General features: G+C 71.0%; 23 protein-coding genes. 5 read left to right on the top strand and 18 right to left on the bottom strand.

Annotation, left to right across the window (positions count from 1 at the left end; translation table 11 throughout):
* Position 1: 1 nt before the first annotated feature.
* The 8 genes from ACIBG8_RS35820 to ACIBG8_RS35785 all read right to left on the bottom strand — a co-directional run bounded on the left by ACIBG8_RS35820 (position 2) and on the right by ACIBG8_RS35785 (position 8,257).
* The gene (locus ACIBG8_RS35820; protein ID WP_397347540.1) at positions 2 to 1,135 is read right to left on the bottom strand and encodes an ABC transporter substrate-binding protein; all 1,134 of its coding nucleotides are present in this window, start codon (positions 1,133 to 1,135) and stop codon (positions 2 to 4) included.
* Positions 1,136 to 1,140: 5 nt separating this feature from the next.
* A complete protein-coding gene (locus ACIBG8_RS35815) occupies positions 1,141 to 2,703 on the bottom strand; it encodes an amidophosphoribosyltransferase (protein ID WP_397347539.1) in 1,563 nt (520 codons plus the stop codon).
* Between the two features lie 10 nt (positions 2,704 to 2,713).
* Entirely contained in the window at positions 2,714 to 3,283 is a 570-nt protein-coding gene (locus tag ACIBG8_RS35810) for a phosphoribosyltransferase family protein (protein ID WP_397347538.1), read from the bottom strand.
* Entirely contained in the window at positions 3,280 to 4,734 is a 1,455-nt protein-coding gene (gene trpD / locus ACIBG8_RS35805) for an anthranilate phosphoribosyltransferase (RefSeq protein ID WP_397347537.1), read from the bottom strand. Before trpD ends, ACIBG8_RS35810 begins: the two co-directional genes overlap by 4 nt.
* A gap of 145 nt (positions 4,735 to 4,879) precedes the next feature.
* Complete coding sequence (locus ACIBG8_RS35800) at positions 4,880 to 5,710, bottom strand: class I fructose-bisphosphate aldolase (RefSeq protein WP_397347536.1); 831 nt, start codon at positions 5,708 to 5,710, stop codon at positions 4,880 to 4,882.
* Between the two features lie 45 nt (positions 5,711 to 5,755).
* Positions 5,756 to 6,790, bottom strand: a complete 1,035-nt coding sequence (locus ACIBG8_RS35795) for a zinc-dependent dehydrogenase (RefSeq protein ID WP_397347535.1) — start codon at positions 6,788 to 6,790, stop codon at positions 5,756 to 5,758.
* A gap of 4 nt (positions 6,791 to 6,794) precedes the next feature.
* A complete protein-coding gene (locus ACIBG8_RS35790) occupies positions 6,795 to 7,373 on the bottom strand; it encodes a cysteine hydrolase family protein (protein ID WP_397347534.1) in 579 nt (192 codons plus the stop codon).
* Between the two features lie 14 nt (positions 7,374 to 7,387).
* Entirely contained in the window at positions 7,388 to 8,257 is an 870-nt protein-coding gene (locus tag ACIBG8_RS35785) for a MurR/RpiR family transcriptional regulator (RefSeq protein WP_397347533.1), read from the bottom strand.
* A 115-nt stretch (positions 8,258 to 8,372) separates the two neighbouring features.
* Between ACIBG8_RS35785 and ACIBG8_RS35780 the strand changes: the two genes are divergently transcribed.
* Complete coding sequence (locus ACIBG8_RS35780) at positions 8,373 to 9,737, top strand: NAD(P)/FAD-dependent oxidoreductase (protein ID WP_397347532.1); 1,365 nt, start codon at positions 8,373 to 8,375, stop codon at positions 9,735 to 9,737.
* Positions 9,734 to 10,015, top strand: a complete 282-nt coding sequence (locus ACIBG8_RS35775; RefSeq protein ID WP_397347531.1) for a DUF1330 domain-containing protein — start codon at positions 9,734 to 9,736, stop codon at positions 10,013 to 10,015. The genes ACIBG8_RS35780 and ACIBG8_RS35775 overlap by 4 nt, the downstream gene beginning before the upstream one ends.
* Here ACIBG8_RS35775 and ACIBG8_RS35770 read toward each other — a convergent pair.
* The 8 genes from ACIBG8_RS35770 to ACIBG8_RS35735 are packed head-to-tail and all read right to left on the bottom strand — an operon-like array spanning position 9,996 to position 20,122.
* Positions 9,996 to 10,661, bottom strand: a complete 666-nt coding sequence (locus tag ACIBG8_RS35770) for a tyrosine-protein phosphatase (protein ID WP_397347530.1) — start codon at positions 10,659 to 10,661, stop codon at positions 9,996 to 9,998. The genes ACIBG8_RS35775 and ACIBG8_RS35770 overlap by 20 nt on opposite strands.
* A 31-nt stretch (positions 10,662 to 10,692) precedes the next feature.
* Positions 10,693 to 12,300 (bottom strand): beta-N-acetylhexosaminidase, encoded by a 1,608-nt coding sequence (locus tag ACIBG8_RS35765; RefSeq protein WP_397347828.1) that lies wholly within the window; start codon positions 12,298 to 12,300, stop codon positions 10,693 to 10,695.
* Between the two features lie 13 nt (positions 12,301 to 12,313).
* Positions 12,314 to 14,239 carry an NPCBM/NEW2 domain-containing protein gene (locus ACIBG8_RS35760; protein WP_397347529.1) on the bottom strand — a complete coding sequence of 642 codons (1,926 nt, stop codon included), beginning with the start codon at positions 14,237 to 14,239 and terminating at the stop codon, positions 12,314 to 12,316.
* Between the two features lie 10 nt (positions 14,240 to 14,249).
* Entirely contained in the window at positions 14,250 to 15,794 is a 1,545-nt protein-coding gene (locus tag ACIBG8_RS35755) for an alkaline phosphatase D family protein (RefSeq protein ID WP_397347527.1), read from the bottom strand.
* A 12-nt stretch (positions 15,795 to 15,806) separates the two neighbouring features.
* The gene (locus ACIBG8_RS35750; protein WP_397347526.1) at positions 15,807 to 17,108 is read right to left on the bottom strand and encodes an ABC transporter substrate-binding protein; all 1,302 of its coding nucleotides are present in this window, start codon (positions 17,106 to 17,108) and stop codon (positions 15,807 to 15,809) included.
* 15 nt (positions 17,109 to 17,123) lie between these two features.
* Positions 17,124 to 17,930, bottom strand: a complete 807-nt coding sequence (locus ACIBG8_RS35745; RefSeq protein ID WP_397347525.1) for a carbohydrate ABC transporter permease — start codon at positions 17,928 to 17,930, stop codon at positions 17,124 to 17,126.
* Between the two features lie 6 nt (positions 17,931 to 17,936).
* A complete protein-coding gene (locus ACIBG8_RS35740) occupies positions 17,937 to 18,812 on the bottom strand; it encodes a carbohydrate ABC transporter permease (protein WP_397347524.1) in 876 nt (291 codons plus the stop codon).
* Positions 18,809 to 20,122, bottom strand: coding sequence for a glycoside hydrolase family 36 protein (locus ACIBG8_RS35735; RefSeq protein WP_397347523.1), 1,314 nt, complete (start codon positions 20,120 to 20,122; stop codon positions 18,809 to 18,811). Before ACIBG8_RS35735 ends, ACIBG8_RS35740 begins: the two co-directional genes overlap by 4 nt.
* A 129-nt stretch (positions 20,123 to 20,251) precedes the next feature.
* On the opposite strand from ACIBG8_RS35735, the gene ACIBG8_RS35730 reads away from it, so the two are divergent.
* Entirely contained in the window at positions 20,252 to 21,376 is a 1,125-nt protein-coding gene (locus tag ACIBG8_RS35730; RefSeq protein WP_397347522.1) for an ROK family protein, read from the top strand.
* 32 nt (positions 21,377 to 21,408) lie between these two features.
* Here the strand turns inward: ACIBG8_RS35730 and ACIBG8_RS35725 are convergent, their stop codons facing one another.
* On the bottom strand, positions 21,409 to 22,233 hold the full coding sequence (locus ACIBG8_RS35725) for a phytanoyl-CoA dioxygenase family protein (protein ID WP_397347521.1): 825 nt from the start codon (positions 22,231 to 22,233) through the stop codon (positions 21,409 to 21,411).
* Between the two features lie 27 nt (positions 22,234 to 22,260).
* Here ACIBG8_RS35725 and ACIBG8_RS35720 point away from each other — a divergent pair, with 27 nt between their 5' ends.
* Positions 22,261 to 23,064, top strand: coding sequence for a helix-turn-helix domain-containing protein (locus ACIBG8_RS35720; protein WP_397347519.1), 804 nt, complete (start codon positions 22,261 to 22,263; stop codon positions 23,062 to 23,064).
* On the opposite strand, the gene ACIBG8_RS35715 is transcribed toward ACIBG8_RS35720, so the two are convergent.
* Positions 23,007 to 23,876 carry a helix-turn-helix domain-containing protein gene (locus tag ACIBG8_RS35715; RefSeq protein ID WP_397347517.1) on the bottom strand — a complete coding sequence of 290 codons (870 nt, stop codon included), beginning with the start codon at positions 23,874 to 23,876 and terminating at the stop codon, positions 23,007 to 23,009. The two genes, ACIBG8_RS35720 and ACIBG8_RS35715, sit on opposite strands and share 58 nt — an antisense overlap.
* 56 nt (positions 23,877 to 23,932) lie before the next feature.
* Here ACIBG8_RS35715 and ACIBG8_RS35710 point away from each other — a divergent pair, with 56 nt between their 5' ends.
* On the top strand, positions 23,933 to 24,712 hold the full coding sequence (locus tag ACIBG8_RS35710; protein WP_397347516.1) for a phytanoyl-CoA dioxygenase family protein: 780 nt from the start codon (positions 23,933 to 23,935) through the stop codon (positions 24,710 to 24,712).
* The last annotated feature ends 5 nt before the right edge of the window (positions 24,713 to 24,717 follow it).

The raw sequence follows: 24,717 nt of genomic DNA, 5'->3' as shown, positions 1-24,717 counted from the left end.
GTCAGTCCCCCACCACGTCCGCCCACGGCAGGGAGGCGAAGTGCGTCCACTTGCCGCCCTTGCCGACCTGCAGCGACAGCGGCCGTTCGAAGTCGCGGGCCGCGCTGACCTTGTCGACCGGCCCGGTGACGAGGTCGACGTTCGTCAGCCCCGCGATCGCCTTGTTGAGGTCGCCGCCCTTGGCCGCGGCCAGGGCCATCGCGGTCACCGCGTCGTAGGAGGCGGCGGCCACGATGTCCGGCTCCACGTTGTACTTCGCCTTGTAGGCGGAGATGAACGACGACACCACGGGACGGTCGCCGCGGTCGAAGTCGGTCGTCAGGTAGGCGCCCTCGGCCGCGTTGTCCTTGGCCAGCTCGAACACCTTGTAGGAGTCCGAGGTCGAGCCGAACACGAACGGCGCGGTCAGCCCGATCTCCTTGGCCTGGGTGAGCAGCAGCGCGGCGTTGTCGTAGTAACCGGCCGCGTAGACCGCCTCCGGCGCCGCCGCCTTGATCCGGCCGAGCAGCGGGCGGAAGTCGGTGTCCGCGAGGGCGAACTTGCCGCCGTCGAACACCTCCAGCCCCTCCTTCGTGGCCCGCGCCTTGAACGCCTCGGAGATCACGATGAGCGGGTCGAGGTCACCGGTGATGACCGCGACCTTCTTCGGCGGCCCTGGCAGCTTGGTCTTGGTGAAGACAGCAGCGGCCGCGCCCTCGACGGCCCCTGCCGGCCCCGCGCGGTAGATGTACTCGCCCGCCTGGGTGATCTTCGGTGAGACGGCGTAGGCCGACAACATCGGGATCTTCGCCTGCTGCACGATGGGCGCCGCCGCCGTGGTCGGCGGGGAGTAGGCGCCGCTCACGATGCCCGCGACCTGGTCCTCCTGGATGAGCTTGCGGGCGATGGTCACGGCCTGCTCGGGTTTGCCCTGGTCGTCGTAGGCGACCAGTTCGACCTTCTTGCCGCCCTTCTTGTTGATGTCCTCGACGGCCAGCAGCGCGCCGTTCTTGGCGCTGACGCCGTCCGCCGAGGTCGCCCCGGTGATCGGGGAGAAGAACCCGATCTTCAGGGTGTCTCCTCCGCTACCACCCGAGCCGCATCCGGCCGCGGCGATGACGACCGCCAGCGCGACCGCGGTCCTCCTGATCCACATATTTCCTACCTCCGGCTACTTGTTACGAGCAGGTCGGGCTCGGCCGCGGGGTAGCAGCCGTCCATACAGGCGCGGCAGAGCCGTTCGCCGGGCCGTCCGCTGGCGGCGATCAGGCCGGGCAGCGAGAGGTAGGCGAGCGAGTCGGCGTCCAGCGCGGCGCGGATCTCGCGCACGTGGAGGGCGGCCGCGATCAGCTGGTCGCGGGTGGCGAAATCCATGCCGAAGAAACAGGGCCAGCGCACGGGCGGGGAGGCGATGCGCAGATGCACCTCTTTCGCGCCTGCCCCGCGCAGCGCGCGCACGATGAGCTTCTGGGTGTTGCCGCGCACGATCGAGTCGTCGACCACCACGATCCTGCGGCCGCGCACGGCGGCGGCGATGGGGGCGAGCTTGGCCCTGATCGCGGCGCTGCGCAGGGGCTGGCCTGGCTGGATGAAGCTGCGGCCCGCGTAGGGGCTCCTGACGAACCCCTGCCTGTACGGCAGGCCGGACTCCTCCGCGTACCCGAGCGCCGCGGTCACCCCGGAGTCCGGCACGCCGATGACCAGCTCGGCGCCCTCCGGCGGGGATTCGCGGGCGAGCAGGCCGCCCGCCTGGAACCGGGCCTCGTAGACGCTGCGGCCGTCGATGTCGCTGTCCGGCCTGGCCACGTAGACGTACTCGAACAGGCAGCTGCGTTGCTCCGCCGGCGCCCATCTGACCCAGCGCACTCCGCGATCGTCGAGCACGACCAGCTCGCCTGGGCCGACGTCCCTGACCACTCTGGCTTGTACGGCGCGCAGGGCGGCGGTCTCGCTGGCCACCACCCAGCCGCCGTCGGGTAACCGGCCCACGGTGAGGGGGCGGAAGCCGTTCCTGTCCCTGGCGGCGATGACGCGGCCGCGCTCCAGCAGGACCAGGCAGAACGCGCCCCGCAGGTGAGGCAGGACCCCCATCAGCGCCCCCTCCAGCACCCCACCCCGCACCTCAGCGGCACCCCGCCCCTCCGCGCCACCGCGCACGTGAGCGCTGCCCCGGACGTCAGCACCACCCCGCACGTCCGCGCCGCCTCGCACCTCCGCGCCGCCCGCACCTGCGCCGTGTGGCCCGGCTCCAGCACCGCGCCAGGCGGGCACGCCCAGGCTCATCCCGTTGGCAACTGGCCCGCTCGTGGTCGGACCCGACTGTGCCGACTCGACCAGGGCCGCGCTGAGACGGTCGACCAGATAGCGGGAGTCGTTGTCGACCGTCGGCGGCACCTCGAGGAGGTGTCCGTTGTGTGCCAGGGCAAATCCATCCCCCGCGACCGGCTGCGCGTTGGCGATCGTGGGCGGGCCGCTCGTCGAGTAACGCGTGTGCCCGATCACCACGGCCCCCGACAACCCGCCGACCAGCTCCGCGGGCAGCGCCTGCCCGACCAGCCCCAGCCCGCGATAGACCCGCAGCCGCTCCCCGTCGTCCACCGCCAGCCCAGCCGACTCCTCCCCCCGGTGCTGGAGCGTCTGCAGGGCGGTCGCGGCGAGGGCGGGCGCGGCGGAACCCGGCGCGTACACGCCGACCACCCCGCACGCCTCCCGCGCCGCGCTCATAAGACCTCGCTCACAGGACCTTGCACCTCGGCCCGGCGATCGACAGCTGCAGCAGGCATTTCACGTCGTGTCCCGTGGCCTCCTTGATGCGCTGCCTGCCCTCGTACTCGACCTTCTCGGCGACGCAGACGATGTCCCTGATCCGGGCGCCGCACCGCTCGATGGCCTGGATCAGCGCGATCATCGTGCCGCCCGTGCTGACGAGGTCGTCGACGATCACCACCTCGTCGCCGGGTTCCACGCCGTTTAGGTAGATGCGGCCCTCGGCGTACTCGGACTCGAAGTCCACCGAGACCTGCCCCTCCAGCCCGGACGGGTACCAGCGGGCCAGCCCGAACGGCAGGCCGGTCACCATGGAGACGGCGGCCACGAGCACCCCGCCCTTGTCCTCCTCGCCGACGACCACGCAGCCTGCGCCGAAGTCCCCTGCGGCGGTGAGCTGCCAGGCGGCTGCGACGAGCAGCTCCGCCGTGGTCGCCGGTACTTGCTCGGTGAGCGGGTTGATAACGAATTTCCGCCCCTTGACCTCGACTAGCGGTCGCTCGTCGAACGCCGCGCGCAGTTGGTCGGCCGTGTTCACATGATCTCCAGTCGGCATCTGGTGTCCCTCAACCCGTCGAGCGGCGCCCGCCCCGGTCCTGTCACTCCACCCACCGCCGCCGAAGGCGGCACCACCTCGCCCATCCCGCCGAACCCCTGACGCGACGCCCTCACCACGCCGAGCTCCCGGCCCGGAACCCTCGCCGCACGGGTCTCCCGACGCGGCACCACCAGGCCGCCGAGCAGCCCCCGCCACGGCATCACCACTCCGCTACGCGACCCCTGCCGCGCCTGTGGAGACCTCGCCCCATCCGACAAAGGGGTCACCGCCCCCTCGGACGGATCCCCCCGAGGTGCCGTCGCCCCCTCGGGCGGGTCCCCACGAGGGAGCGCCGCCCCTTCGCGTGGGTCGCCACGGGGAGTCAGCGGGCGGATCTGCCGGGTTGTCAGCCTTTCGAGCAGCGCCCTCGCAGCCCCCTCGTCGATGGCGGCCGCGGCCCGCTGGATGCCTTCGTGCACCGAGGGAGCCACCTGGGCGGTCCACAGAGCGAGACCCGCGCACAGGAGGACCACGTCGCGGCGTGGTCCCGGTTCGCCCGTCAGGACGGAACGGCAGATGGCGGCGTTCACCGCCGGTGCGCCGCCGCGCAGGGCGGCGGTGTCCGCCTGGGCCAGGCCGTACTCGCCGGCGGTGATCTGGCGGATGCCGTCGCGTCCGTACAGAAGCGTCGGGCCGGTGAGCGTCGGCTCGTCGGTGCCCGCGCCGTGCACGACGCTCACCTGGGTACGGCCCAGCCGGGTCAGCGCGCCCGTCACCGCCGGGAGGGCGTCGAGCCAGCCCACTCCAACGATCTGCCCGGACAGTTCGACCGCGGGGTGTGCGATCGGCCCGGCCAGGTTGAAGATGGACGGGAAGCCCAGGGAGCGGCGCACCTCGTTCAGCTCCGCGGGGAAACGGTGGACGAGCGGGGTGGCGGCCACCGCGAAGCCGTACCTGTCGAGCTGGGCGACGACCCGGTCGGCGGGCGGGATCTCCACGCCCAGGGCTTCCAGCAGGTCGAGGCTGCCGCAGCGGCCGGTGACCGCGCGGTTGCCGTGCTTGATCACCGGCACTCCGCAGGCGGCCACGACCAGTGCGGCGACCGTGGAGATGTTGAACGTGCCCGCGCGGTCGCCGCCGGTGCCGCCGATGTCCACGACGGCGTATCCGGGGTCGAGCCGTACGGCACGCCTGAGCATCGCCCGCACGCAGGCCTCCACCTCGGCCGCGGTCTCGCCCCGGCGATGCATCTCGCGTAACGCTGCCGCCATCTGCTCCTTGGTCCGGCGCCCTTCGAGGATCGCGGCGAACGTCCCTTCCAGAGAGCCGGCGCGCGCAGGACCGGTGGAGGTGCTCGCGCCTTGGCAGCCGTCCACCCCTTCGGAGGTGGACGGCACGTCGGAAGCGGGCTGCGCGGAAGGAGCAGGTCGCGTGAAGGGACCGGGCGGCACGCCGGAAGCGGACCGCGTGGAAGGGGCGGGCGCCGCGTCAGACACGGGCCGCGCGGAAGGGGCGGGCGATGGGGAGGGGGTGGGCCGCCGCGCAGAAGGGGTTGGGCCTGGAGGGCCCTGCGCGGCGGGGCTCGGGGGCGGGGGTTCATCCAAGGTGCTTCATCGCCTCGTCGACGCCCAGGCCGTCGTGCACGATGGTCTTGATGGCCGCCAGCATCCGCGCCGGATCGTCCGCCTGGATGATGTTGCGCCCCATCACCACGCCGGAAGCACCGGCCGAGATCGCCCCCTGCACCATCTCCAGGCTCCCCCGCACCGTCTTGGTCTTGGGACCGCCCGCGATGAGGATCGGCACCGGGCACGACTCCACGACCGCCCGGTACGTGTCGGCCGACCCGCTGTAGTCCGTCTTCAGGGCGTCGGCGCCGAGCTCGGCCGCCATCCGGGTGTGGACCTTGATGACGTCCGCCTCCAGGCCCCGCCCCTCGGCCTTGGCGCCCTGCGCCATCGGCTCGATGATGTGCGGCATGCCGTACCGCTCGCACTCCCTGGTGACCAGGGCGTTCTTGGCGACCTCGTCGGCCTCGGCGTCCGCGTCGTCGTAGCCGACGAACATGAACGTCAGCACCGCGTCAGCGCCGTAGCGGACCGCGTCCTCGACGTTGGCGATGAGCCTGTTGCGCCCCTCGCGGTGGCTGAGCTCGCGGCGGAACATGTTGCTCCAGTCGAGCCGCAGGATGAGCGCGGGCGCGTTCTTCCCGGCGAACTGGTCGGCGCAGAGCCTGGCGATGCCCGGCGAGACGAGCACCCCGTCGGCGCCGCCTTCCACGAGCTTGGCCATGGTGGCGCGCGAGTCGATGTTGCCCGGCATGGGGCCGTCGTCGAGGCCGTGGTCGAAGGCCACGCACACGCTGCGCCCGGTCTCGGGACGTAGGATCCTGCCGAGCCTGATCTTCTTGCCGCACTCCGTTGTCATGGTTGCCCTTCCGAGATGACGGGACTTCCCAAAAAACGCAGAGATTCAGGGGTGGACGACTGCTTTGAGTGCGTCACCGCGCTCCAGCTGCTGGAGCCCGTTGACGACGTCGTCCAGGCCGAGGGTGGTGTCGATGAGGCGACCCGCGTCGATGCGGCCGGAGGCGATGAGCCCGAGGGCCGCGGTGTTCTGCGCGGGCGTCGAGGTGAACGAGCCCACCAGGGTGATCTCCTTGTAGTGCACGAGGTTCGTGTTGATCACCGCGGTCGGCGCCGACGGCGGGAGGCCGCCGAACAGGCTGACCCGCCCGTGCACCCCCGCCAGCTCCACGGCCAGCGCCTGCGCCTCAGCCGTCGGCGTCGCCGAGATGACCACGTCCGCCCCCCGCCCGGACGTGGCGTCCTTGACGACCTCGCGCACGTCCTCGTGCGCCGCGTCCACCAGCAGGTCGGCGCCGAACTCCTTGGCCCGCGCCAGCCGTACCGGATTGATCTCCAGCTGGATCACCTGCGAGACCCCGCGGGCCTTGGCCATCTGCACGTGCAGGCAGCCGATCGGCCCGGCCCCGATGACCACGACGTGGTCGCCGAGCTGGGTGTCGACGAGCTGCTGCCCGTTGAGGACGCAGGCCACCGGCTCGGTGCAGGCCGCCTGGTCGTAGGACAGCCCGTCGGGGATGGGGTTGACGCACCCCATGGCGATGACCTCGGGCCCGACCGGCATGTACTCGGCCAGCCCGCCCGGGTAGTGGAAGCCGTGCGCCATGATCTGCGAGCACATCGTCAGCCACCCGCGCCCGCAGGGACGGCAGCGCCCGCACGGCACCGCCGTGGCGATCTGCACCCGGGACCCGACGGCCAGCGTGCAGCCGGACCCGGCCACGGCGACCTCACCGGCGATCTCGTGGCCGATGATCCACGGCGTCTTCAGGTGGGAGCTGCCGTGCCGGTAGGTGCGCACGTCGGACCCGCAGATGGCGCACGCCCGCACCCGCAGGAGGAAGCCGCCGTCGGGCGGCGAGGGGTCGGCGACGTCGGTGACGAGGAGCTGTCCTGGTTCGTGAAATACGGCTGCGCGCATGATCTCAACCTCCGAGGAGCTTGCTGACGAAAGAGACGGGCGCGACGTAGCCGAAGACGTAGTCGATGTTCTGCAGCGCCGCCTCGTGCCTGGCCTCGGTCGTGCCGGCCACGCACTCGCGCGGCACCACGACCCGGTAGTCGAGCTGGTGGGCGTCCTGCGCGGTGGCGCGGACGCAGACGTCGGTGGCCGCGCCGGTCAGGACGAGCGTCCTGGCGCCGAGCGAGCGCAGCAGCAGGTCGAGGTCGGTGGCGAAGAACCCGCTGTAGCGCCGCTTGACCACCACGTAGTCGCCGGACAGCGGGGCGAGCGCGGGAATGATCTCGTCGCCCCCCGTGCCTTCGAGGCAGTGGGCGGGCTCGTCGTTGGACATCTCCAGGTCCACCCCGTCGGCGCGGTGGACCTCCCTGGTGTAGATCACGGGCACCCGCGCGCCCCTGGCCGTCGCCAGCAGATCCTGTACGGCGGGCACGATGTCGCGGGCGCCCGCGCACTCGATGGGCGCCCCCGGGTCGACGAAGTCGCGCTGCATGTCGATGACCAGCACCGCGGGGTGCGGCAGTGCGTCGAGCGGCGTTTTCATGACCCTCCTGCGAACTACGACACGAACAGCTGCCTTCTGTCGGCCTCGACTTCGAAAGCTTCGAGGCGTTGCTGAGCCCGCCTGGGCATGGCGTCGCACATCGCCTGCAGCAGCACGACGGACAGCACCATGGGCGCGGCCTGCGAGTCGAACACCAGCCCGGTGCCCACGGCCGCGGGCAGGACCACGTCGGACACGGCGGCGGCCGGGCTCATCTGGGCGTCGGTGATGGTGACCACGGTCAGTTCGAGCTCGCGGCAGTGCCGGAGCAACTCGATGGACTCGCGCGGGTAGCGGGGCAGCACGATCGCCAGCACCGCGCCGGCGCCGTCGGCCGCCGCCTGCTCCAGCCGGTCGGCCGCGACGGACCCGCCCTCGTCGAGGACCCGCACGTCGGGGTGGAACTTGGCGGCGAAGAACCCGATGTACCTGGCCAGCGGGGCCGCCACCCGCTGGCCGACCACGAGCAGCGGCCGGGAGGCGGCCAGCACCCGCCCGGCGTCCACGATGGGCGCCGGGTCGGACAGGGTGTCGGCCAGGCCGCGCAGGTTGGTGATCTCGGCGGCGACGGCGTGCTCGAACTCGTTGCGCCGCACCTCGCCCTGGTCCTCCTGCGGGTCGCCGCCGTCGGACAGGTGCAGCTCGCGCAGCCTGCGCCGCAGGTCGGGGTAGCCGTCGTAGCCCAGGGCCATGGCGAACCTGGTCACCGACGGCTGGCTGACGCTGGTGCGCGCGGCGAGCTCGCTGCTCGACAGGAACGGCGACTCGACCGCGTTCTCGATGAGCCACTGCGCGATCCTGCGCTGGGTCGGGGTCAGCCGGTGCCCTTCGAAGAGCTCCAGCATCCGAGCCGACGGGGTCGCGGCCATGGCGCGTTTCACCATGCCGGGAACGTCGCATGAAATCCAACGCTCATCAATACCTTGAATGAGAACTTTCACAAAATGTATTGACTTGCCGCTGGAGCCGGGACACGTTGCTCGGTGAGTGGAGGTGGCCATGCGCGACTCGACCCAGATCCTCGTCATCGGCGGCGGTCCCGCCGGTTCGACGGCGGCCGGGCTGCTCGCCCGCCAGGGCTTCCAGGTGACCCTTGCGGAACGCGAGCACTTCCCCCGCTACCACATCGGTGAATCCATCCTGCCTTCGATCATGACCGTCCTCGACGTGCTCGGCGCCAAGGAGAAGATCGCCGCGCACGGCTTCCAGCCGAAGGGCGGCACGTACTTCTTCTGGGGTCCCGACGAGTGGGACATCCGTTTCAACGAGCTGTCGGACGGCACGACCAACGCCTACCAGGTGGTGCGCAGCGAGTTCGACCAGATCCTGCTGGAGCACGCCAAGACGCTGGGCGTGGAGGTGCACGAGGGGGTGACGGTCAGCTCGGTGCGCTTCGAGGGCGACCGGCCCGTCTCTGCCACCACCTCGGAGGGCGAGATCTCCTTCGACTGCCTGGTCGACGCGTCGGGGCGCGGCGGGGTGCTGGCCAACAGGCACTTCCGCAACCGGCGCATGCACGAGGTGTTCAAGAACGTCGCCACCTGGTGTTACTACCGGGGCGGCAAGCCGCTGGACCGGGGCCCGGTGGGCGCGATCGCGGTGTGCTCGATCCCCGGCGGCTGGTTCTGGGTGATCCCGCTGCACGACGGCACCCGCAGCGTCGGCGTGGTCATGGGCCGCGACGCCTTCAACGAGGCGCGCTCCAGGCTGGGCGGCGAGGAGGCGGTCTTCATGACTGCCATGCAGGAGTGCCCGGCGGTGCTCGACCTGCTGGACGGCGCGACCAAGGTGTCGGGCATGAAGGTGGAGCAGGACTACTCCTACGTCGCCGACGCCTTCTGCGGCCCCGGCTACTACCTGGCCGGAGACGCCGCGTGCTTCCTCGACCCGCTGCTGTCGACCGGGGTGCACCTGGCCACGCTGAGCGGCATGTTGTCGGCCGCCTGCGCGGGCAGCGTGCTGCGCAAGGAGATCCCCGAGGCCGAGGCGCAGAGCTTCTACGAGACGGTCTACCGCCGCGCCTACGAGCGGTTGCTGGTGCTGGTGTCGGTGTTCTACGAGAGTTACCGGGGCAAGGACTACCACTTCCACCACGCCCAGAGCCTGACCAGGGGCGAGCGGCACCGGTTGCACCTTCATGAGGCGTTCCTGCACATCATCACCGGCATCGAGGACCTGTCGGACGCCAAGGACGCCGCCTACGACCTTGCGGCGCAGGAACTGGCCGGTTCGCCTGCCGACAGCCCGATGGACAGGTACAACAAGGTCAAGACGATGCCGTCCGCGCCCGACTCTCCCGAGCTGGCGGTGAACGGCCTCTACCTGTCGACCGAGCCTGAGCTGGCGTTGCGGAGGGTCACATGACGGTGCACGTGGTGTCGCGGGTGCGCATCCACGACAAGGAGGCGATGGCCCGCTACGTGGCCGAGGCCCCGGCGACCGTGGAGGCGTACGGCGGGCAGTACCTGTACCGGGGTGGTGACGTGATGGCCCTGGAGGGGAGCTGGGAGCACGACCGGATGGTCCTGCTCGCGTTCCCCTCCGAGGAGCAGGCGCTGGCCTGGTACAACTCGCCGGAGTACCGCCCCCTGCGCGACCTGCGCCAGGACAGCGCCGAGGCGGTCATCCTGCTGGTCGGGTGAGCCGCGCCCGCAGGCGGGTGACGTCGGCCCGGCCGAACCCGGCCCGCATCAGGTACGGCTGCGCCCCGCCGTACTGCTCACGCAGGTAGCCGAGGGTCTGGAGCATCGTCTGTACGGTGACCTGGGCGGCTGCCGCCGGTTCCATCGGCAGCCGCTCCGCGGTGCGCGCGTAGTCCACAGCGATCTCATCCGGCGACACGCCAGCCACGTCCAGGGCCAGCGCGACCACTAGCCCGGTGCGGTCCTTGCCCGAGTGGCAGTGCACGAGGACGCCGCCGGGCGGCGCCCAGGCGATCGCGGCGAGCACGCGCGCCAGGTTGGCGCCGCCGCGGTCGAGGATGGCGCGGTAGATGGCGGGCAGCCCGTCGGCCATCTCCTCCAGCACGGTGTCCTCGTCGCGCAGGACGGAGATGTTGCGGTAGGCGGGGTGCCCGGCCAGCGGGCTGGGGTCCACCGTGCACTCGGTGTGTGCCAGCCGCAGGTCAAGCACGAGGTTCACACCGTAAGCGAGAGCCGCGTGCACGGTCTCCCGACGCAGCCGGTCGGCGCGCACGAGCGCACCCGTCGTGATCTTGCCGCCCCACGAGGTGGGAAGGCCGCCCAGGTCACGGGCGTTGGCGCAGCCAGGCCAGTCCAGCGCGGTCACGACGCCACCTCGACGGCCTGCCCGAGCATGGTCACGGGGCCTTCCTCAGGTTGCTGGTCCACGCCTCGATCGTGGCCTGCCACGACACCGGGTCCTCCGGCCGGCCGGGCACGCCCGGCCGGGTCTGCCACGGCAGCGGCCCCTCCTCGTGCCGGTACTCCACCCCGATCGCGTCCAGACGCTCCAGATGGACGGCCAGCCGCCGCCTGAACCCGGGAAGGTCACGCTCCGCCGTACTCCACACGGTCTCGGAGAACGCCGACAGCCGGGGAAACGCCATGTAGTCCACCCGCCGGTTGGAGTCGATCAGCTCCGTCCAGATCCCGCACTGCGAGCCGAGGATGCGCTCGGCCGCCGCGTCCCCGTGCAGCTCGGCGGGGATCGGCTCGAACGCGTAGACGTCGTCAAGGGTCAGGACGGTACCGAAAGGCACCGGCTCGTCCTCCCCCGGTCCCTGCCGGTAGTCGAAATAGACGGACGTGTTGGGGCAGGTGATGACGTCGTGCCCGGCCTTGGCCGCCGCGACCGCGCCGAGGTCGGCCCGCCACGAGGCCACGACGGCCCCGGGAGCGAGCCCGCCCTCGAGGATCTCGTCCCAGCCGACCAGCCGCCGCCCGCGCTCCACCAGGTAGTCGTCGAACTGGTGGATGAACCAGCTCTGCAGCCCGTCCTCGTCGCGCAGCCCCAGCTCGGCGATGCGCCGCTGCGCCGAGGGGCTCTCGCGCCACTGGTCCTTGGGGCACTCGTCGCCGCCGACGCACACCAGCGAGCCGGGGAACAGCTCCAGCACCTCGTCGAAGACGTTCTTGAAGAAGGTGATCGTCTCGTCGGAGACGTTGAGCACGTTGGAGCCGATCCCCCAGGTGGTGCCCACCTCCAGCGGCTCGGACAGGTTGCCGAGCCAGGGGTAGGCGGCGATGGCGGCCTGGGTGTGGCCGGGCAGGTCGATCTCGGGCACGACGGTGATGTGGCGGCGCCCGGCGTAGGCGACGATCTCGCGGATGTCGTCCTGCGTGTAGAAGCCGCCGTGCGGGCGGCCGTCCATGGCGCCGTTCCACCCGGCCTGGCTCTCCTTGCGCCAGGAGCCGATCTCGGTGAGCCGCGGGTAGCGCCTGATCTCCAGCCGCCAGCCCTGGTCGTCGGTGAGGTGCAGGTGCAGGTGGTTGAGCTTGTGCATGGCCATCAGGTCGATGAACCGCAGCACGTCCGCCTTGGTCATGAAGTGCCGGGCGACGTCGAGGATCACCCCGCGATACCCGAAGCGCGGCGCGTCCTCGATGCGTACGGCGGGCAGGGTGAGCGGCCCCGACCAGGCCTTCCTGTACGCCGTGGGCGGGAGGAGCTGCCTGAGCGTCTGCGCGCCGTAGAACGCCCCCGCCGCTCCCCCCGCGTCGATGGCGACCCCGCCCGGCCCCGCCGTCAGCCGGTAGGCCTCGGGCGGGAGGTCGTCGAGCCCGATGGTGATCGTTCCCGGGCCCGGCCTGCCCGGCGGCAGCTCGCCGCCGGTGACCGGGCTGAGCTCGCCCCTTAACCAGGCCGCCACCTCGCTCAGCGCCGGGTCGGCGACGAGCGCCGTCCCTGAGTCGAGGACGAAGTGGCCCGGGAGGGCCTCGTGCGTGACGGGCTTGGGAACGATCATCAAGCGTTTCCTCCTAGGAACAGGTGATGGTGGCGTCGGCCAGGTCGGCGTGGTCCGAGGTGGCGTTGTCGCCGCCGTTGGTCACGACGAGCCGGACGAACCTGGCGCCCTGGACGGACGCGGTGACCTTCTTCGCCGGTTGTGCGCCGGTGACGACGCCCGAGTGGGCGGCGCGGCCGTCGTCGGCCCAGACCTCGACGTCGACCGACCCGGCGTTGCCCGTGTCGTCGTCGACGCCCGCCTGCAGCTCCACGGTGCTGCAGCGGCCCGCGGTGTAGAACTCGATCTCGGCGGGGGCGTGCGTGCCCAGCCCCTTGGGGTAGACCACGCCGCCGATGGTGATCGGCGGGCCGTCGCCCTGGCCCTTGCCGCCGACGCTCTGGTCGCGCTCGACGGGACCCCAGTAGTTGGCCGCCTTGGTGAAGGGCAGGTCGCTGAGGTACGTCCTGCCGGGCCCCGGCCCCTGGGCGACGCGGACGACGGCTGCCGACCCGATCAGGTCGCCCGCCTTCCCGGTGAGCTCGTAGAGCTGCTGCGCGGCGTCGGCCGGCGGGGTGACGGCCCACTTCACGGTGAACGTCTCCCCGCCCGCGAGGGCGCGGGCCCGCGTGGGCGTGCGCGCCACGACCTGCCACCCCTGCGGTACGGCGAGCGTCACGTCCAGGTCGCGCAGCCGGTCGGTGGCCCCCACGTTGGTCACCGTGGTGACGACCTCGCGCTCCTTGCCGGGCTCGAAGGTGGAGGGCCGGTTGTCGCCGAGGAAGGCGGGCGGGTCGATCTCGAACGCCGTCAGCGGCCTGGCCTGCTCCCGGCTCGCGCTGATCCGGTACATGACCGAGGAGTGCGCGGGCACGGCGGCGGCCAGGTCGCCGGTGGTGGACCAGACGGCCCCGGTCCAGAGGTCCTCGACGCGGTAGCGCCGCGCGTCGGGCAGCTTGAGCCTGCTGCCCTTGACGGAGATCGTCGCCTCCCTGTCGCTCTCGTTGAACAGCACGACGGCCCGGTCACCGTTCTCCAGCGGCTTGACCACGACGTGGTACCAGCCGTCGGTCTGGGCGAAGCGGCCCATCGCGCCCAGCGGGTCCTGGTCGACGGCGATCACCTTGGGGTTGGCCACGATCGAGGCGGGGGCGTCGAGCGACTGCAGGATGAGCGGGGCCGCGGCGACCGACCAGAGGCTGACCTGGCTGCGGTACTCCGCCTCGGTCATCCCGCCGCGCCCCGCCTGGATGAGGTCGGGGTCGGCCCAGCTGCCCTTGACGCCGTAGTCGGTGCGGAGCATGGCGGTCTCCCAGACGGAGAACATGCCCGCGTAGGTGTCGGCGATGGGCCTGGAGGCCAGGTTGGTGCGCCACGTGGTGGCCAGCTCGGCGCCCCACAGCCAGGGGACCGTACTTCCCTCCTCGTTGTTCATGGCGAACGCGACGCCGTCGCCGAGGGCCTGGCGCATGGGCGGGTAGAGGGCCTTGGCGATGTCCAGGGTGGTCTTGCCGGGGAAGTCGGCGAGCGGGATGTTGCACCAGTCGTACTTGAGGTAGTCGACGCCCCACTCCCTGATCTGGGCGCCGTCGGCCGCCTCCCGCTTGTAGGAGCCGAGGCCGCCGCCCGCGCAGGCCTTCGTGCCCGCCGACAGGCTGAGGCCGAGCTTGAGCCTCTTGCCGTGCAGGTAGTCGGCCAGGGGCTTGATGCCGTTGGGGAAGCGGGCGGGGTCGGGGTTGCCGTCGGCGCCGCGCCAGCAGTCGTCGACGATCAGGTAGCGGTAGCCGGGTGGCAGCCGGTCGGCCGCCTGCCGTACGGCCGCGTCCGAGACCGAGCAGCCGAGCGTGCGGCTGCTCCACCCCATGGGCGGGGCGTCGATCGGCGGTGGGGCGGCGTTGGCGCTGGATAAGGGCACGACGAGGAGGGCCGCCGTCGTGAGGGCGGCCGCGAGGATGCGCATGGGTGTCCCGTCAGGCTGGGTGGAGTGCCGGGTTTCCCGGCTCGACGACGAAGGAGCCCGAGGTGTAGGCGGGGGCGTGCGGCTGGGTGATGACGCGCAGGGAGCGGAAGTCGACCTTCATCTCGGCCTGGGTGAGCTTGGCGTTGACGTAGCCGCGCCGGCCGTTGAAGAACTTGACGTGCGGGTTCTCGTTGAGGAGCTGCTGGGTGTTGGGGTACTCGTCCAGGCCGTTGCCCGCGCTGGTGATGGAGGTGGTGACCAGCTCGACCCCGACCGACCTGGACGCGGGGTCCTGGTGGTCGCGCTTGAGCTCGCCGGCCCAGTGGGAGTGCACGTCGCCGGTGAGGACGACGCCGTTGCGCCTGTTGTCGTCGATGGCGGCGGCCAGGCGGTTGCGCGAGGCGGTGTAGCCGTCCCAGCCCTCGTTGGAGTAGCCCTTGCCCTCGCCGTTGACCCAGTCCATCTCCATCATGAACACCTGCTGGCCGAGCAGGTCCCAGGTGGCCTTGGAGCCCCTGAGCTCGCCCTCGATCCAGGCCTCCTGCTCGGCGCCGAGGATCGTGCGGTTGGGCGCCAGGCGCTCGGTGCACTCGGGGCCGACGGTGCCCGACTTGCCGGTGCACGCGTACAGGTCGCGGTACTGGCGGGTGTCGAGCAGGTGCAGGTTGGCCACGGCGCCCCAGCGGATGCTGCGGTACAGGTGCAGCGCAGGGCCGTCGGGCTTCTGCGCCCTGCGCAGCGGCATGTTCTCGTAGTAGGCCTGGAAGGCGGCCGCGCGCCTGGGCAGGAACGGCGGGTCCGGCTGCTCGGGGATGTCGCCCGCCCAGGCGTTCTCGATGTCGTGGTCGTCCCACACGACCGCCCAGGGGGCGATGGCGTGGGCGGCCTGGAGGTCGGGGTCGGCCTTGTGTTGGGCGTGCCGCAGCCGGTATCCGGCCAGGTCGAGGCACTCCCCACCGGCCTGGTCGCGCACCGGGTACTTGTAGTCGCCGTACTCGTAGAGGTAGTCGCCGAGGAAGGCGACCAGGTCGGGGTGGTCCTCGGCCATGCGCCGGTAGGCGGTGAACCAGCCGGTCTGGTAGTCGGCGCAGGAGGTGAAGGCGAGGTTCAGCTCCCTGCTCGTGGTGCCGGGGGCGGGTGAGGTGAGCGTGCGGCCGGTCGGCGAGATCTCGGTGCCGACGCGGAAGCGGTAGAAGTACTCCGCGCCCGGCTGCAGCCCGTCGAGCTCGACGTGGACGCTGTGCGCCGCCTCTGGGCGGGCCACCTCGGCGCCCACCCGGACGACTTTCCGGAAGTTCTCGTCCTTGGCCACCTGCCAGAGCACGGGAACGGGCCGGTCGGGCATCCCGCCGAGCCCGTCCAGGGCGACGGGGTCCATGGCCAGGCGGGTCCACAGGACCATGCCGTCGGGAGCGGGCTCGCCTGAGGCGACACCCAGTTGGAAGACATCGGATAAGGGGGCACGCCGGGCTGCCGCGCGCACGGGTGAGGCACCCAGTGCGGCGGTCAGGCCCAGGCTCGCGCCCCCGGCGAACAGTGCACGCCGGGTGATCATTGAAAGGGGCTCCTACTTGATGGTCGCGTTGCCCTCGGTGACGGCCTGCTCCACGCCCTGCTTGGGGGTGAGCTTGCCGAGATAGACCTCGTTGAAGATCGAGTTCAGCTTCTGCTCGAAGCCGGTCCAGCCGGTCACGATCGGCATGTTGAAGGTGGTGCCCTTCGACTCCTCCAGGTACGGAGTCATGTCGATCTTCTTGGCCTTCCAGAAGTCGACGTAGCCCTGCGCCAGGCTGTCACCGACCAGGCCGGGGAAGCTGAAGCCCTGGTCGGCCATCGACTTCTGGGCCTCCTCGCCGCCCAGGTACTTGGCCAGCTTCATGGCCTGCTCCAGGTGCTTGCCCTTGGCGTAGACGGCCTCGCCCAGGCCGTTGATGTTGACCGCGCGGCCCTTGGGGCCCTCGGGCAGCATCGCGACGCCGATCTCGAAGTTCACCTCGGGGGCGACGTAGGGCAGCAGCGCGTTGTTGGCCGGGAACATCAACACCTGGCCGGACTTGAACAGGTCGGTCGCCTTGCCGGTGGGCGGGTTGGTCTGGGTGGCGGGAGGCGAGACGTGGTACTTGCTGATCAGGTCGACGCCGAACTGCACGGCCTGCGCCGAGGCGTCGTCGTTGAAGGCGTACTTGCCGAACGGCTTGTCGACGAGCTTGCCGCCGTTGGACTCGATCCAGTTCATCCACTGGGTCTGGGAGTGGTTCCAGGAGCCGAAGCCGTAGGTCTTGACCTTGTCGGGGTTGAACCCGGCGTCGTCGGGGTGCTTGCCCGCCTCGTCGACGGTGAGCTTCTTGGCCAGCTCCACCAGCGTGCCGGTGCCGTCGGGGGCCCAGGTGAGCTTGTCGGGCATCTCGACACCGGCGGCCTTGAAGGCGTCCTTGTTGTAGAGGACGCCGGGCATGCCCCAGTCCTTCGGCACGCCGTACAGCTTGCCGTCGTAGGTGTTGGAGGAGACCACGTTGGGGTGGAACTTCGCGGTGTCCAGCCCGAGCGGGGCCAGGTCGGCGAGCACGCCCTTGGTGGCGAACTCGGGGAAGTAGCCGGGCGACATCCAGAACACGTCGGGCGCGCTGCCCGCGACGGCGTCGGCGGTGAGCTTGGTCCAGTAGTCGTCGTAGGGCATCACCTCGATCTTGACCTTGATGCTCGGGTTGGCCTTCTCGAAGGCGGCCATGACCTTGTCGTAGCCGACCTTCTGCTGCTCGTCCCACAGGCGGTAGGTGAGCGTGACCGTGCCACCCCCTTCGGAGGAGGAACCGCAGGCGGTGAGAGCGGCCAGCAGAGCGCCCGCGAGGGCGATGTGCGCGATTTTCATCGGGGGGTGCACCTTTCACTTCAAACCGGTCAGCACGACCGACCGGACGATGTAGCGCTGGAAGAAGATGAAGATCACGACCATGGGGACAAGGGCGATCAGCCCGCCCGCCATGACCTGCGTGTAGTCGACGCCGATGCCGACCTTGAGCGCGGCGAGAGCGACGGTGATGACCTTGGTCTCGTCGCCGCTGGTGATGATGAGGGGCCACATGAAGCTGTTCCACGACGAGATGACCGTGATGATCGCCAGTGTGCCCAGGGCGGGCTTGCACAGCGGCAACAGCACCCGGACGAGGATCGTCAGCGGCCCCGCGCCGTCGATGCGGGCCGCCTCCTCCAGCCCGGCGGGCAGGCCGCGGAAGAACTGCCGCATCAGGAAGATCCCGTACGGCGTGCCGAGGATGTACGGCACCAGCAGCCCGCCCCAGGTGTTGACCAGCTCCAGCTCCCGCATGATGAGGAAGAGCGGGATGACGGTGACCGCGACCGGGACCATCATGGTCGCCACGAACAGCCAGAACAGCACCTCCCTGCCGCGGAAGCGCAGCCGCGCGAAGGCGTAGGCGGCGAACGTGGTGAAGACGAGCTGCCCGGCGGTGAGCGCGGCCGTCATGAGCAGGGTGTTGAGGATGTAGCGCGGGAACTCGCCGCCGAGCAGCTTCTCCAGGTTGGCCGTGGTGGGCGGCACGCCGGGCAGCCACGGCTCGGTAGTGTGGAGCTGCGCGGGCGCCTTGAACGCGGTCAGGACGACGAGCAGGTAGGGGAAGACGCAGACGGCCGCGCCGGCGATCAGGACGGCGTAGAGGAGGACTCTCTTCATGGCTCCTCAGCTCATGTCGTAGGTGGTGCGCTTGCTGAAGAACCTCACCTGGGCGGTGGTGACCAGGAGGATCGCCAGGAAGAGCACGATCGACAGGGTCGAGGCGTAGCCGAAGTCGAACTCCTTGAACGCCACGTGGAAGATCTTGTAGTTGATGACCGTCGTGGACTCGCTCGGGCCGCCTGCCGTCATCGAGTAGATGGTGTCGAACGCCTGGAAGGCGCCGATCAGGTTGGTGACGGTGACGAAGAACATCGTCGGGTTGAGCAGCGGCAGCGTGACCCTCCAGAACCGCTGGCCGTTCGTCGCCCCGTCACAGGCGGCCGCGTCGTACAGCTCCTTCGGGATGCCCTGGAGCCCGGCCAGGAAGAACAGCATGTTGTAGCCGGTGTGCTGCCACACGCTCACCAGCGCCACGGCGGGCAGGGCGAGCGTCGAGTCGGACAGCCAGGCGGGCCCGGTGACACCGAACAGGTCGAGCGCCTGGTTGATGGCGCCGTCCTTGGGGTCGAAGATCCAGCTCCAGACGAGGCCGAGGACCATCGGGGTGGCCATCCACGGGATGACGTAGAGGGCGCGCAGGAACTTCACGCCCTTGAGCTTCTGGTTGAGCATCATCGCCAGGGCGAGGGCGAGGACGGTCTGCAGCGGGATGCAGAGCAGGACGTAGAGGATCGTGGTGCCCAGCGAGCTCCACACCGAGCCGTCGGCCGCCAGCTTGGTGTAGTTGTCCAGGCCGACGAAGACGGGGTCGGACAGCAGCTCCCAGTCGAAGAGGCTGAGGGCGAAGACGATGACGACGGGTAAGAGCAGGAAGGCGACGACGCCGAACAGGCTCGGCGCGACGAACAGGTAGGCGTGCCAGCCGCCCTTGCGCTTCACGACGGTTCCGTCGCGGTGGGGACCATGAGGCGGCGGGTGGTCTCCAGCCCCCAGTCGTCCAGCGCGGCGACGGGGTCGCTGGAGCCGCGCAGCCCGCCGGTGGCCGCGATGTGCGCCGCCCAGGTCTCGCGCGCCTCGACCTCGGGCCTGGCCATGATGCAGTCCGGGTCGTTGACCCACCACCTGGCGTGCAGGAACTCCCTGGCTGCCCCGGTGAGCCTGGCGCCGAGCTGGGAGGGCTGGCTGATGTCGCCCGCCTTGGGGTGAAGGGTGGGGGCGATGTCGGGGCTGACGCGCATGATGTCGACGAGGCCGATGCTGGGCAGCATGGGCGCGCCGCAGCCGTGCAGCGTGGCGTCCTGTCCCGCGCCCTCGCGGATCAACTCCAGCCCGCGCCGGTAGGCGGTGACGGGGTCGACGTCCTCGTGACGGCGGCCCGCCAGGGCTCCGGCGTAGATGAAGTCGAGCTTGAAGTGGGTGATGCCCTTCTCGGCGAGCGAGGCGAAGACGTTCACCAGGTGGGCGGCGGCGTCGGGGTGGGTGACGTCGAGGACGGCGAGGTCCTGGTCCCACATGCGCCCGGCCGACGCGCCGCCGACCAGCCAGTCGGGGTGCTCGGAGAAGAGCCTGCTGTTGGAGGCGGCCAGGAAGGGCGCGGTCCAGATGCCCGCGCGCTTTCCTGCGGCGGTGACCGTACCGACCGCTCTTTCGAGCGAGCCGAACGAGGGCTTGGTCTCCAGCCAGTCGCCGATCTCGGCCTCGTAGCCGTCGTCGATGAGGAACATGTCGGCGCCGAGCGAGTGCCGCTCCGACAGCAGCAGGTTCTCCACCACGTCGGCCTCGGTGACCTTGTCCCAGTAGCCGTACCAGGTGCACCACATGGGCGGCACGGCGGGAAACGTCTTGGGCGCGTGGCCCTCGGCCATGGTGGTGGCCCAGGCGCGCAGGGCCGCGTCCATGCCGCCGTCGACCGTCCAGTGCAGCACCGGCCCGTCGGCGGAGACTTCGAGGTGCGTGCCGGCCACCCGAGCCCTGATGGACGGCACGGCCAGCGGGTCGGGCGCCGACCAGATCGACACCGGCCCGCCGTCCCCCGGATCGACGGCCAGCAGCCCCTCCCCCTGGAAAACGCCGTCGGGAACGGGCGTCTCCGGCCGGTAGGCCAGGGTCTGGATGGTGGCGTCCGCCGCTCTGGGCGGCCGCTCGTCCAGCCGGTAGGTGCCGCTCGGACTCCACGACTGCCAGCCGTGCTCGAAGACGAGGGCGTGCCGGCGGTCACAACTGATCTCGCCGACGTCTGCGAACGGCATCAGGAACTCTTCCTCTCGCGATACTTACGAAGGAGCGCTTCATTACTAGCACCGCGGGAATCGGAGGGTCAACGGTCAATCTGGTGGCATACTGCTGAATTATCTAGGAGACCTACATTAGGGATGGCGATGGCGGACCTGGGACAGCTGCGCCAGCTCAACTCGCTGTCGGCGATCAGGGCGCTGCGCGGGGCGGGCCCGCTCACGCTGTCGGCGCTGGCCGAGCGGACCGGGCTGTCCCGGCCGTCGGCCAAGGAGGTCGTCGACGAGCTGATCGACCTCGGCTGGGTGGCCGAGGTGCCGCCCAGCATCGGCACGATGGGCAGACCGGCGCGCCGCTACCGGTTCAGGTCCGACAGCGGGCACCTGGTCGGGGTGGACGTCGGCGCGCACAACGTCCGCGCCGCGCTGGCCGACCTGGAGGGCCGGGTGCTGGCCGAGACGCGCCAGCCGGTGCTGCCCGACGCGCCGCTGGCCGACCGGATGGCCGCCATCGAGCGCGCGGTCGCCGGGTGCCTGGCGCTCAGCGGCAAGACCATGGACGACGTGTGGAGCCTGGCCGTGGGCACCAACGGCGTCGTCTCCCCCGAGGGGCGCGTCTCCTACTCGGCCGCCATACCCGCATGGCGCGGGCTGGACCTGGCCGCCGAGCTGCGCGCCCGCTTCCCGTGCGAGGTGCTGATCGAGAACGACAGCCGCATGGCCGTACTCGCCGAGGCCAGGCGCGGCGTCGCCAGGGGCGCGTCGGACGTGGTGTTCCTGCACGTCGGACGCAGGATGGGCGCCGCGCTCATCATCGGCGGCAAGCTGCACCGCGGCTTCGGCGCGGCAGCGGGCGAGATCGCGATGCTGCCCGAGTCGCGCTGGTTCGACGCGCCGGAGCACCTCACCTCCTTCCCCCTGGACGTCGACCCTGGGGACGCGGCCGGGCACACGCTGGCCGCCGCCCGCGACGGCGACCCGGCCGCCGTCGAGGCCGTCGAGCGGTACGTCGAGGACCTGGCCGTCGGCACCGCCGCCATGGTGCTGATCCTGGACCCCGAGGTCGTCGTGCTCGGTGGCGGCTTCTCCCGCTCGGCCGACGTCCTGCTGCCCCGGCTGCGCGACCGGCTGGAGCGGGTCTGCATGCGCCTGCCCGACCTGCGCGCCTCCACGCTGGGCGACGAGTGCGTGGTGGTCGGGGCGATCGACTACGCCGTCGACCACCTCAACACCCGCCTGTTCAGCACCGACCTGCAACCGGCCGGGCAGTGAGGCACCGGCCATCGACCGGCCCGGCTGTGAGGTCAGCGGTCGCCTGGCTCGGCCGGGCAGGGGTCGCCGACGTGCACGCGCGGCACCGGATACAGGATGTTCCTGCGCCGCTCGGTCAGCTCCTTGAGCCAGGCGTCCTCGTACACGTAGCCGTAGCGGCTGCCCGCCCAGACCGGGCCGTACCGGTAGATGACGACGCGCCGCTCGCCGGGGTTGGTCCGGGTGGAGCCGCCGTGCATGAGCCCGTCCACGAACAGCAGCGCGTCGCCCTTCTCCAGGTAGGCGGGGATCGCGCCGGGCAGCGCGTCCATGCGGTCGCCCTTGGCGTAGTCGCCGGCCAGGGGGTGCGGGAAGTTGGACTTGTGCGAGCCCGGCACCACCATCGTCGCGCCGTCGCCCTCGCCGATGTCGGTGAGCGCCAGGATGACGTTCACCTGGCCGCAGCGGAAGACGCCGTGGTCGTAGCGGTAGCCGCAGCGCAGCGCGGTCCGGTATCCGCCGGAGTGCACCGGGTGGTGCCCGCCGGACTCGCGGATCGAGGCGATCGTCTCGTCCACAAAGACGCCGGGGATGTAGCTGTCCTCCTCGCCCGCGTAGTGCCTGACCAGGTCGAACCAGCTCGGATGGTCGACCAGCTCCTCGAAGGGACGCCCGGCCGCGACCGCCTGGTGCAGCTCGAAGCCGGTCTCCGGGGTGTAGTCGCGCCGCTGCGCCCCCCGGTACCAGTCTCCGCGGGCCAGCTCGCGCGGGAACGCGTCGAACTCGGCGTTGAGCCTGGCCAGCAGGTCGGCGTCCACCGCGTTCTTCAGGATGAGGTAGCCGTTGAGATCGAACATGAAGTCGTCGAGTTCTGACATGCCGACCACTCTGCGCCGCCCGCCCCGATGAGGTCATCCGGGCCCGTCGGCGAAGGTGTCGCGAATCCCGCAGGTGAGCGGTCGCTCGCGCAGGTCATCGGGTTGCGCGCGTCCCACGTCGGCTCCGGCCCGATGCCCAGGTCGCACATCCACCCCGAGCTGGAGCTCAACCTGGCGGTGTCCGGCTCCGCCCGCTACGCGACCGTCTCCGGCTTCGTGGACCTGCCCGTCGGGCGGCTGGCCGTGTTCTGGGGCGGCTACCCGCACCGGCTGGTCACCGCGCACGGCGTGGACCTGCTGTGGGCGACCGTCCCGCTGGCCGCCGTGATCGGCCATCCGGTGCTGGAGCGGGCGCTGACCGGCGCCTTCCTGTACGGCGAGGCCGACGAGGGCCCGCACGACGCGTTCCTCATGCGGCGCTGGGCCGGCGAGGAGCCAGGCGAGGTCGCGCTCATGGAGATGCACGCCCGCCTGGCCAGGCTCGCCGCCGGACCCATGATCGGGGGCGGCGAGGGGCTGGCTCGCGCCGCCGAGCGCATGCTGGCGGTGGTGGCGCGGCACTACACCTCCGAGCTGACCGTCGCCTCGATCTGCGAGCGAGCCGGGGTGCATCCCGGGTACGGCGCGCAGGCGTTCAGGGAGGCGCTCGGCATGCCGGTCTGGCAGTACGTCACGCAGCTGCGCCTGGCGCACGCCCGCCGCCTGCTGTCCGGCACCTCGTGGGGGGTGGACCGGGTGGCGCACGAGAGCGGCTTCCAGAACAGGTCGAGCTTCTACCGCGCCTTCCGCGACGGGGTCGGCTGCACGCCGGTGGAGTACCGCCGCCGGTAGTCGCGCGGCGAGACGCCCAGCTCAGCGCTGAAGGTGCGGCTGAAGTGGAACGGGCTGACGAACCCGCACGCCTGCGCCACCTGGCCGACGTCCATGTCGGTGATCTCCAGGAGCCGCGCCGCGTGCGTCACCCTGGCCTGCCGTACGGCACGCATGGGCGTCATGCCGGTCTGCTCGGAGAACACGTGGGCCAGCCGCGACGGCGACAGCGCCACCGCCCGCGCCAGCGACGCCACCGTGTGCGGCGCGGCGGGTTCAGCCGCGATCAGCGCCTGCACCCGCCTGACCCGCTGGTCGCCACCGCCCAGCGGCCTGGCGGCCGTCGTGGCCAGCAGCAGCACCTCCTCGATCGCGCCCAGCACCAGCTCGCGCGCCTCGGCCACCACGGGCTGCTCCGGCCTCGCGGGCTCGGGCGGCTCGCCGTGCCCGGTCCAGCGCGCGTCCGCGGCCGCGCGCAGGAAGGCCTGCTCGACCCGGTCGAAGCCGACGCCGCGCAGCAGGTAGCAGCCCGGGGCCAGGGCGTGCGGCTCCAGCCACGGCAGCCACGCGGTCCTCGGCTGGAAGTGCGCCCACCAGAAGCGCCACCGCTCCTGCCCTGGTGCCGTCCTGTAGTGCTGCTCCTGGCGTGAGGACAGGACCACCAGGTCACCGGGCCGGGTCTCGGTCCGCGCGCCGCCCTGCTCGACGAGGCCGCCGCCCTCCTGCGTCCACATGAGCAGCCAGCTCGGCGAGCCGTCCCTGCGCCGGGTGGCGTAGCTCGGCGGCTTGTCGTAGTGGCCGACGATCACCAGCTCGGCAGCAGGAACAGACATGTCCTCGACGGTCACGGGCATACCTTCTCACGCTTCTTCTGCCTAGCGTTCATGGCATGAGACTCGACGACTTCCACACCCGGGGCTTTGTCATCGTGCCGGGGCTGCTCTCGCCTTCCGAGGTCCTGTCGCTGCGCGAGGAGTTCATGCGCATCCACGCGCAGGGGCCCATTCCGGGGCACTTCTCGCCCACGCCGCAGGAGGAGGGCCAGCCGTACGACGTGTTGCGCGACTTCCCGCGGGTGATGCACCCGCACCAGGTGAACGCGCTCGCCCTCCGCTACCTGCTGGACGCCAGGATCGCCGACATCCTGCGCACGCTGCTGCAGGAGGAGCCGATAGCAGCGCAGAGCATGTTCTACTTCAAGCCGCCCGGCGCGAGGGGGCAGGCGCTGCACCAGGACAACTTCTACCTACGCGTGTCACCGGGCACCTGCGTGGCCGCCTGGATCGCGATCGACAAGGTGGACCGGGCCAACGGCGGGCTCGAAGTGGTGCCGGGGACGCACCTGATGGACCTGTTCTGCCCTGAGGACGCGGACACGTCGCTGTCGTTCACTCGGGAGTACGTGCCGCCGCCGCCGGGGCTGGAGCGGGTGCCGGTCGACATGGAGCCAGGGGACGTGCTGTTCTTCAACGGCAGCCTGGTGCACGGGTCGGAGCCGAACAGCACCTCCGACCGGTTCAGGCGCAGCTTCATCTGCCACTACGTGGGGCGCTCCACCGAGGAGATCTCCTCGTGGTACCAGACCCTGACGATGTCCGGCGAACCCGTGGGCATCGCCGCGGCGACCGGCGGCGGCCCTTGCGGGACAGAGGCGTCCGGACCGCACTAGATTCG

The sequence above is a fragment of the Nonomuraea sp. NPDC050556 genome (genome assembly GCF_044457355.1).
Taxonomy (GTDB): Bacteria; Actinomycetota; Actinomycetes; order Streptosporangiales; family Streptosporangiaceae; genus Nonomuraea.
This window is presented reverse-complemented; position numbering and strand designations above follow the sequence as displayed.

What these genes read in the sequence shown, in the direction of transcription:
- ACIBG8_RS35785 (WP_397347533.1), bottom strand. Translation starts at nt 8,257, where the DNA reads ATGGTGAAACGCGCCATGGCCGCGACCCCGTCGGCTCGGATGCTGGAG.
- ACIBG8_RS35795 (WP_397347535.1), bottom strand. Translation starts at nt 6,790, where the DNA reads ATGCGCGCAGCCGTATTTCACGAACCAGGACAGCTCCTCGTCACCGAC.
- ACIBG8_RS35820 (WP_397347540.1), bottom strand. Translation starts at nt 1,135, where the DNA reads ATGTGGATCAGGAGGACCGCGGTCGCGCTGGCGGTCGTCATCGCCGCG.
- ACIBG8_RS35720 (WP_397347519.1), top strand. Translation starts at nt 22,261, where the DNA reads ATGAGGTCATCCGGGCCCGTCGGCGAAGGTGTCGCGAATCCCGCAGGT.
- ACIBG8_RS35760 (WP_397347529.1), bottom strand. Translation starts at nt 14,239, where the DNA reads ATGCGCATCCTCGCGGCCGCCCTCACGACGGCGGCCCTCCTCGTCGTG.
- ACIBG8_RS35745 (WP_397347525.1), bottom strand. Translation starts at nt 17,930, where the DNA reads ATGAAGAGAGTCCTCCTCTACGCCGTCCTGATCGCCGGCGCGGCCGTC.
- ACIBG8_RS35730 (WP_397347522.1), top strand. Translation starts at nt 20,252, where the DNA reads ATGGCGGACCTGGGACAGCTGCGCCAGCTCAACTCGCTGTCGGCGATC.
- ACIBG8_RS35775 (WP_397347531.1), top strand. Translation starts at nt 9,734, where the DNA reads ATGACGGTGCACGTGGTGTCGCGGGTGCGCATCCACGACAAGGAGGCG.
- ACIBG8_RS35725 (WP_397347521.1), bottom strand. Translation starts at nt 22,233, where the DNA reads ATGTCAGAACTCGACGACTTCATGTTCGATCTCAACGGCTACCTCATC.
- ACIBG8_RS35755 (WP_397347527.1), bottom strand. Translation starts at nt 15,794, where the DNA reads ATGATCACCCGGCGTGCACTGTTCGCCGGGGGCGCGAGCCTGGGCCTG.
- ACIBG8_RS35735 (WP_397347523.1), bottom strand. Translation starts at nt 20,122, where the DNA reads ATGCCGTTCGCAGACGTCGGCGAGATCAGTTGTGACCGCCGGCACGCC.
- ACIBG8_RS35715 (WP_397347517.1), bottom strand. Translation starts at nt 23,876, where the DNA reads ATGTCTGTTCCTGCTGCCGAGCTGGTGATCGTCGGCCACTACGACAAG.
- ACIBG8_RS35710 (WP_397347516.1), top strand. Translation starts at nt 23,933, where the DNA reads ATGAGACTCGACGACTTCCACACCCGGGGCTTTGTCATCGTGCCGGGG.
- ACIBG8_RS35780 (WP_397347532.1), top strand. Translation starts at nt 8,373, where the DNA reads ATGCGCGACTCGACCCAGATCCTCGTCATCGGCGGCGGTCCCGCCGGT.
- ACIBG8_RS35815 (WP_397347539.1), bottom strand. Translation starts at nt 2,703, where the DNA reads ATGAGCGCGGCGCGGGAGGCGTGCGGGGTGGTCGGCGTGTACGCGCCG.
- ACIBG8_RS35750 (WP_397347526.1), bottom strand. Translation starts at nt 17,108, where the DNA reads ATGAAAATCGCGCACATCGCCCTCGCGGGCGCTCTGCTGGCCGCTCTC.
- ACIBG8_RS35765 (WP_397347828.1), bottom strand. Translation starts at nt 12,300, where the DNA reads ATGATCGTTCCCAAGCCCGTCACGCACGAGGCCCTCCCGGGCCACTTC.
- ACIBG8_RS35790 (WP_397347534.1), bottom strand. Translation starts at nt 7,373, where the DNA reads ATGAAAACGCCGCTCGACGCACTGCCGCACCCCGCGGTGCTGGTCATC.
- ACIBG8_RS35800 (WP_397347536.1), bottom strand. Translation starts at nt 5,710, where the DNA reads ATGACAACGGAGTGCGGCAAGAAGATCAGGCTCGGCAGGATCCTACGT.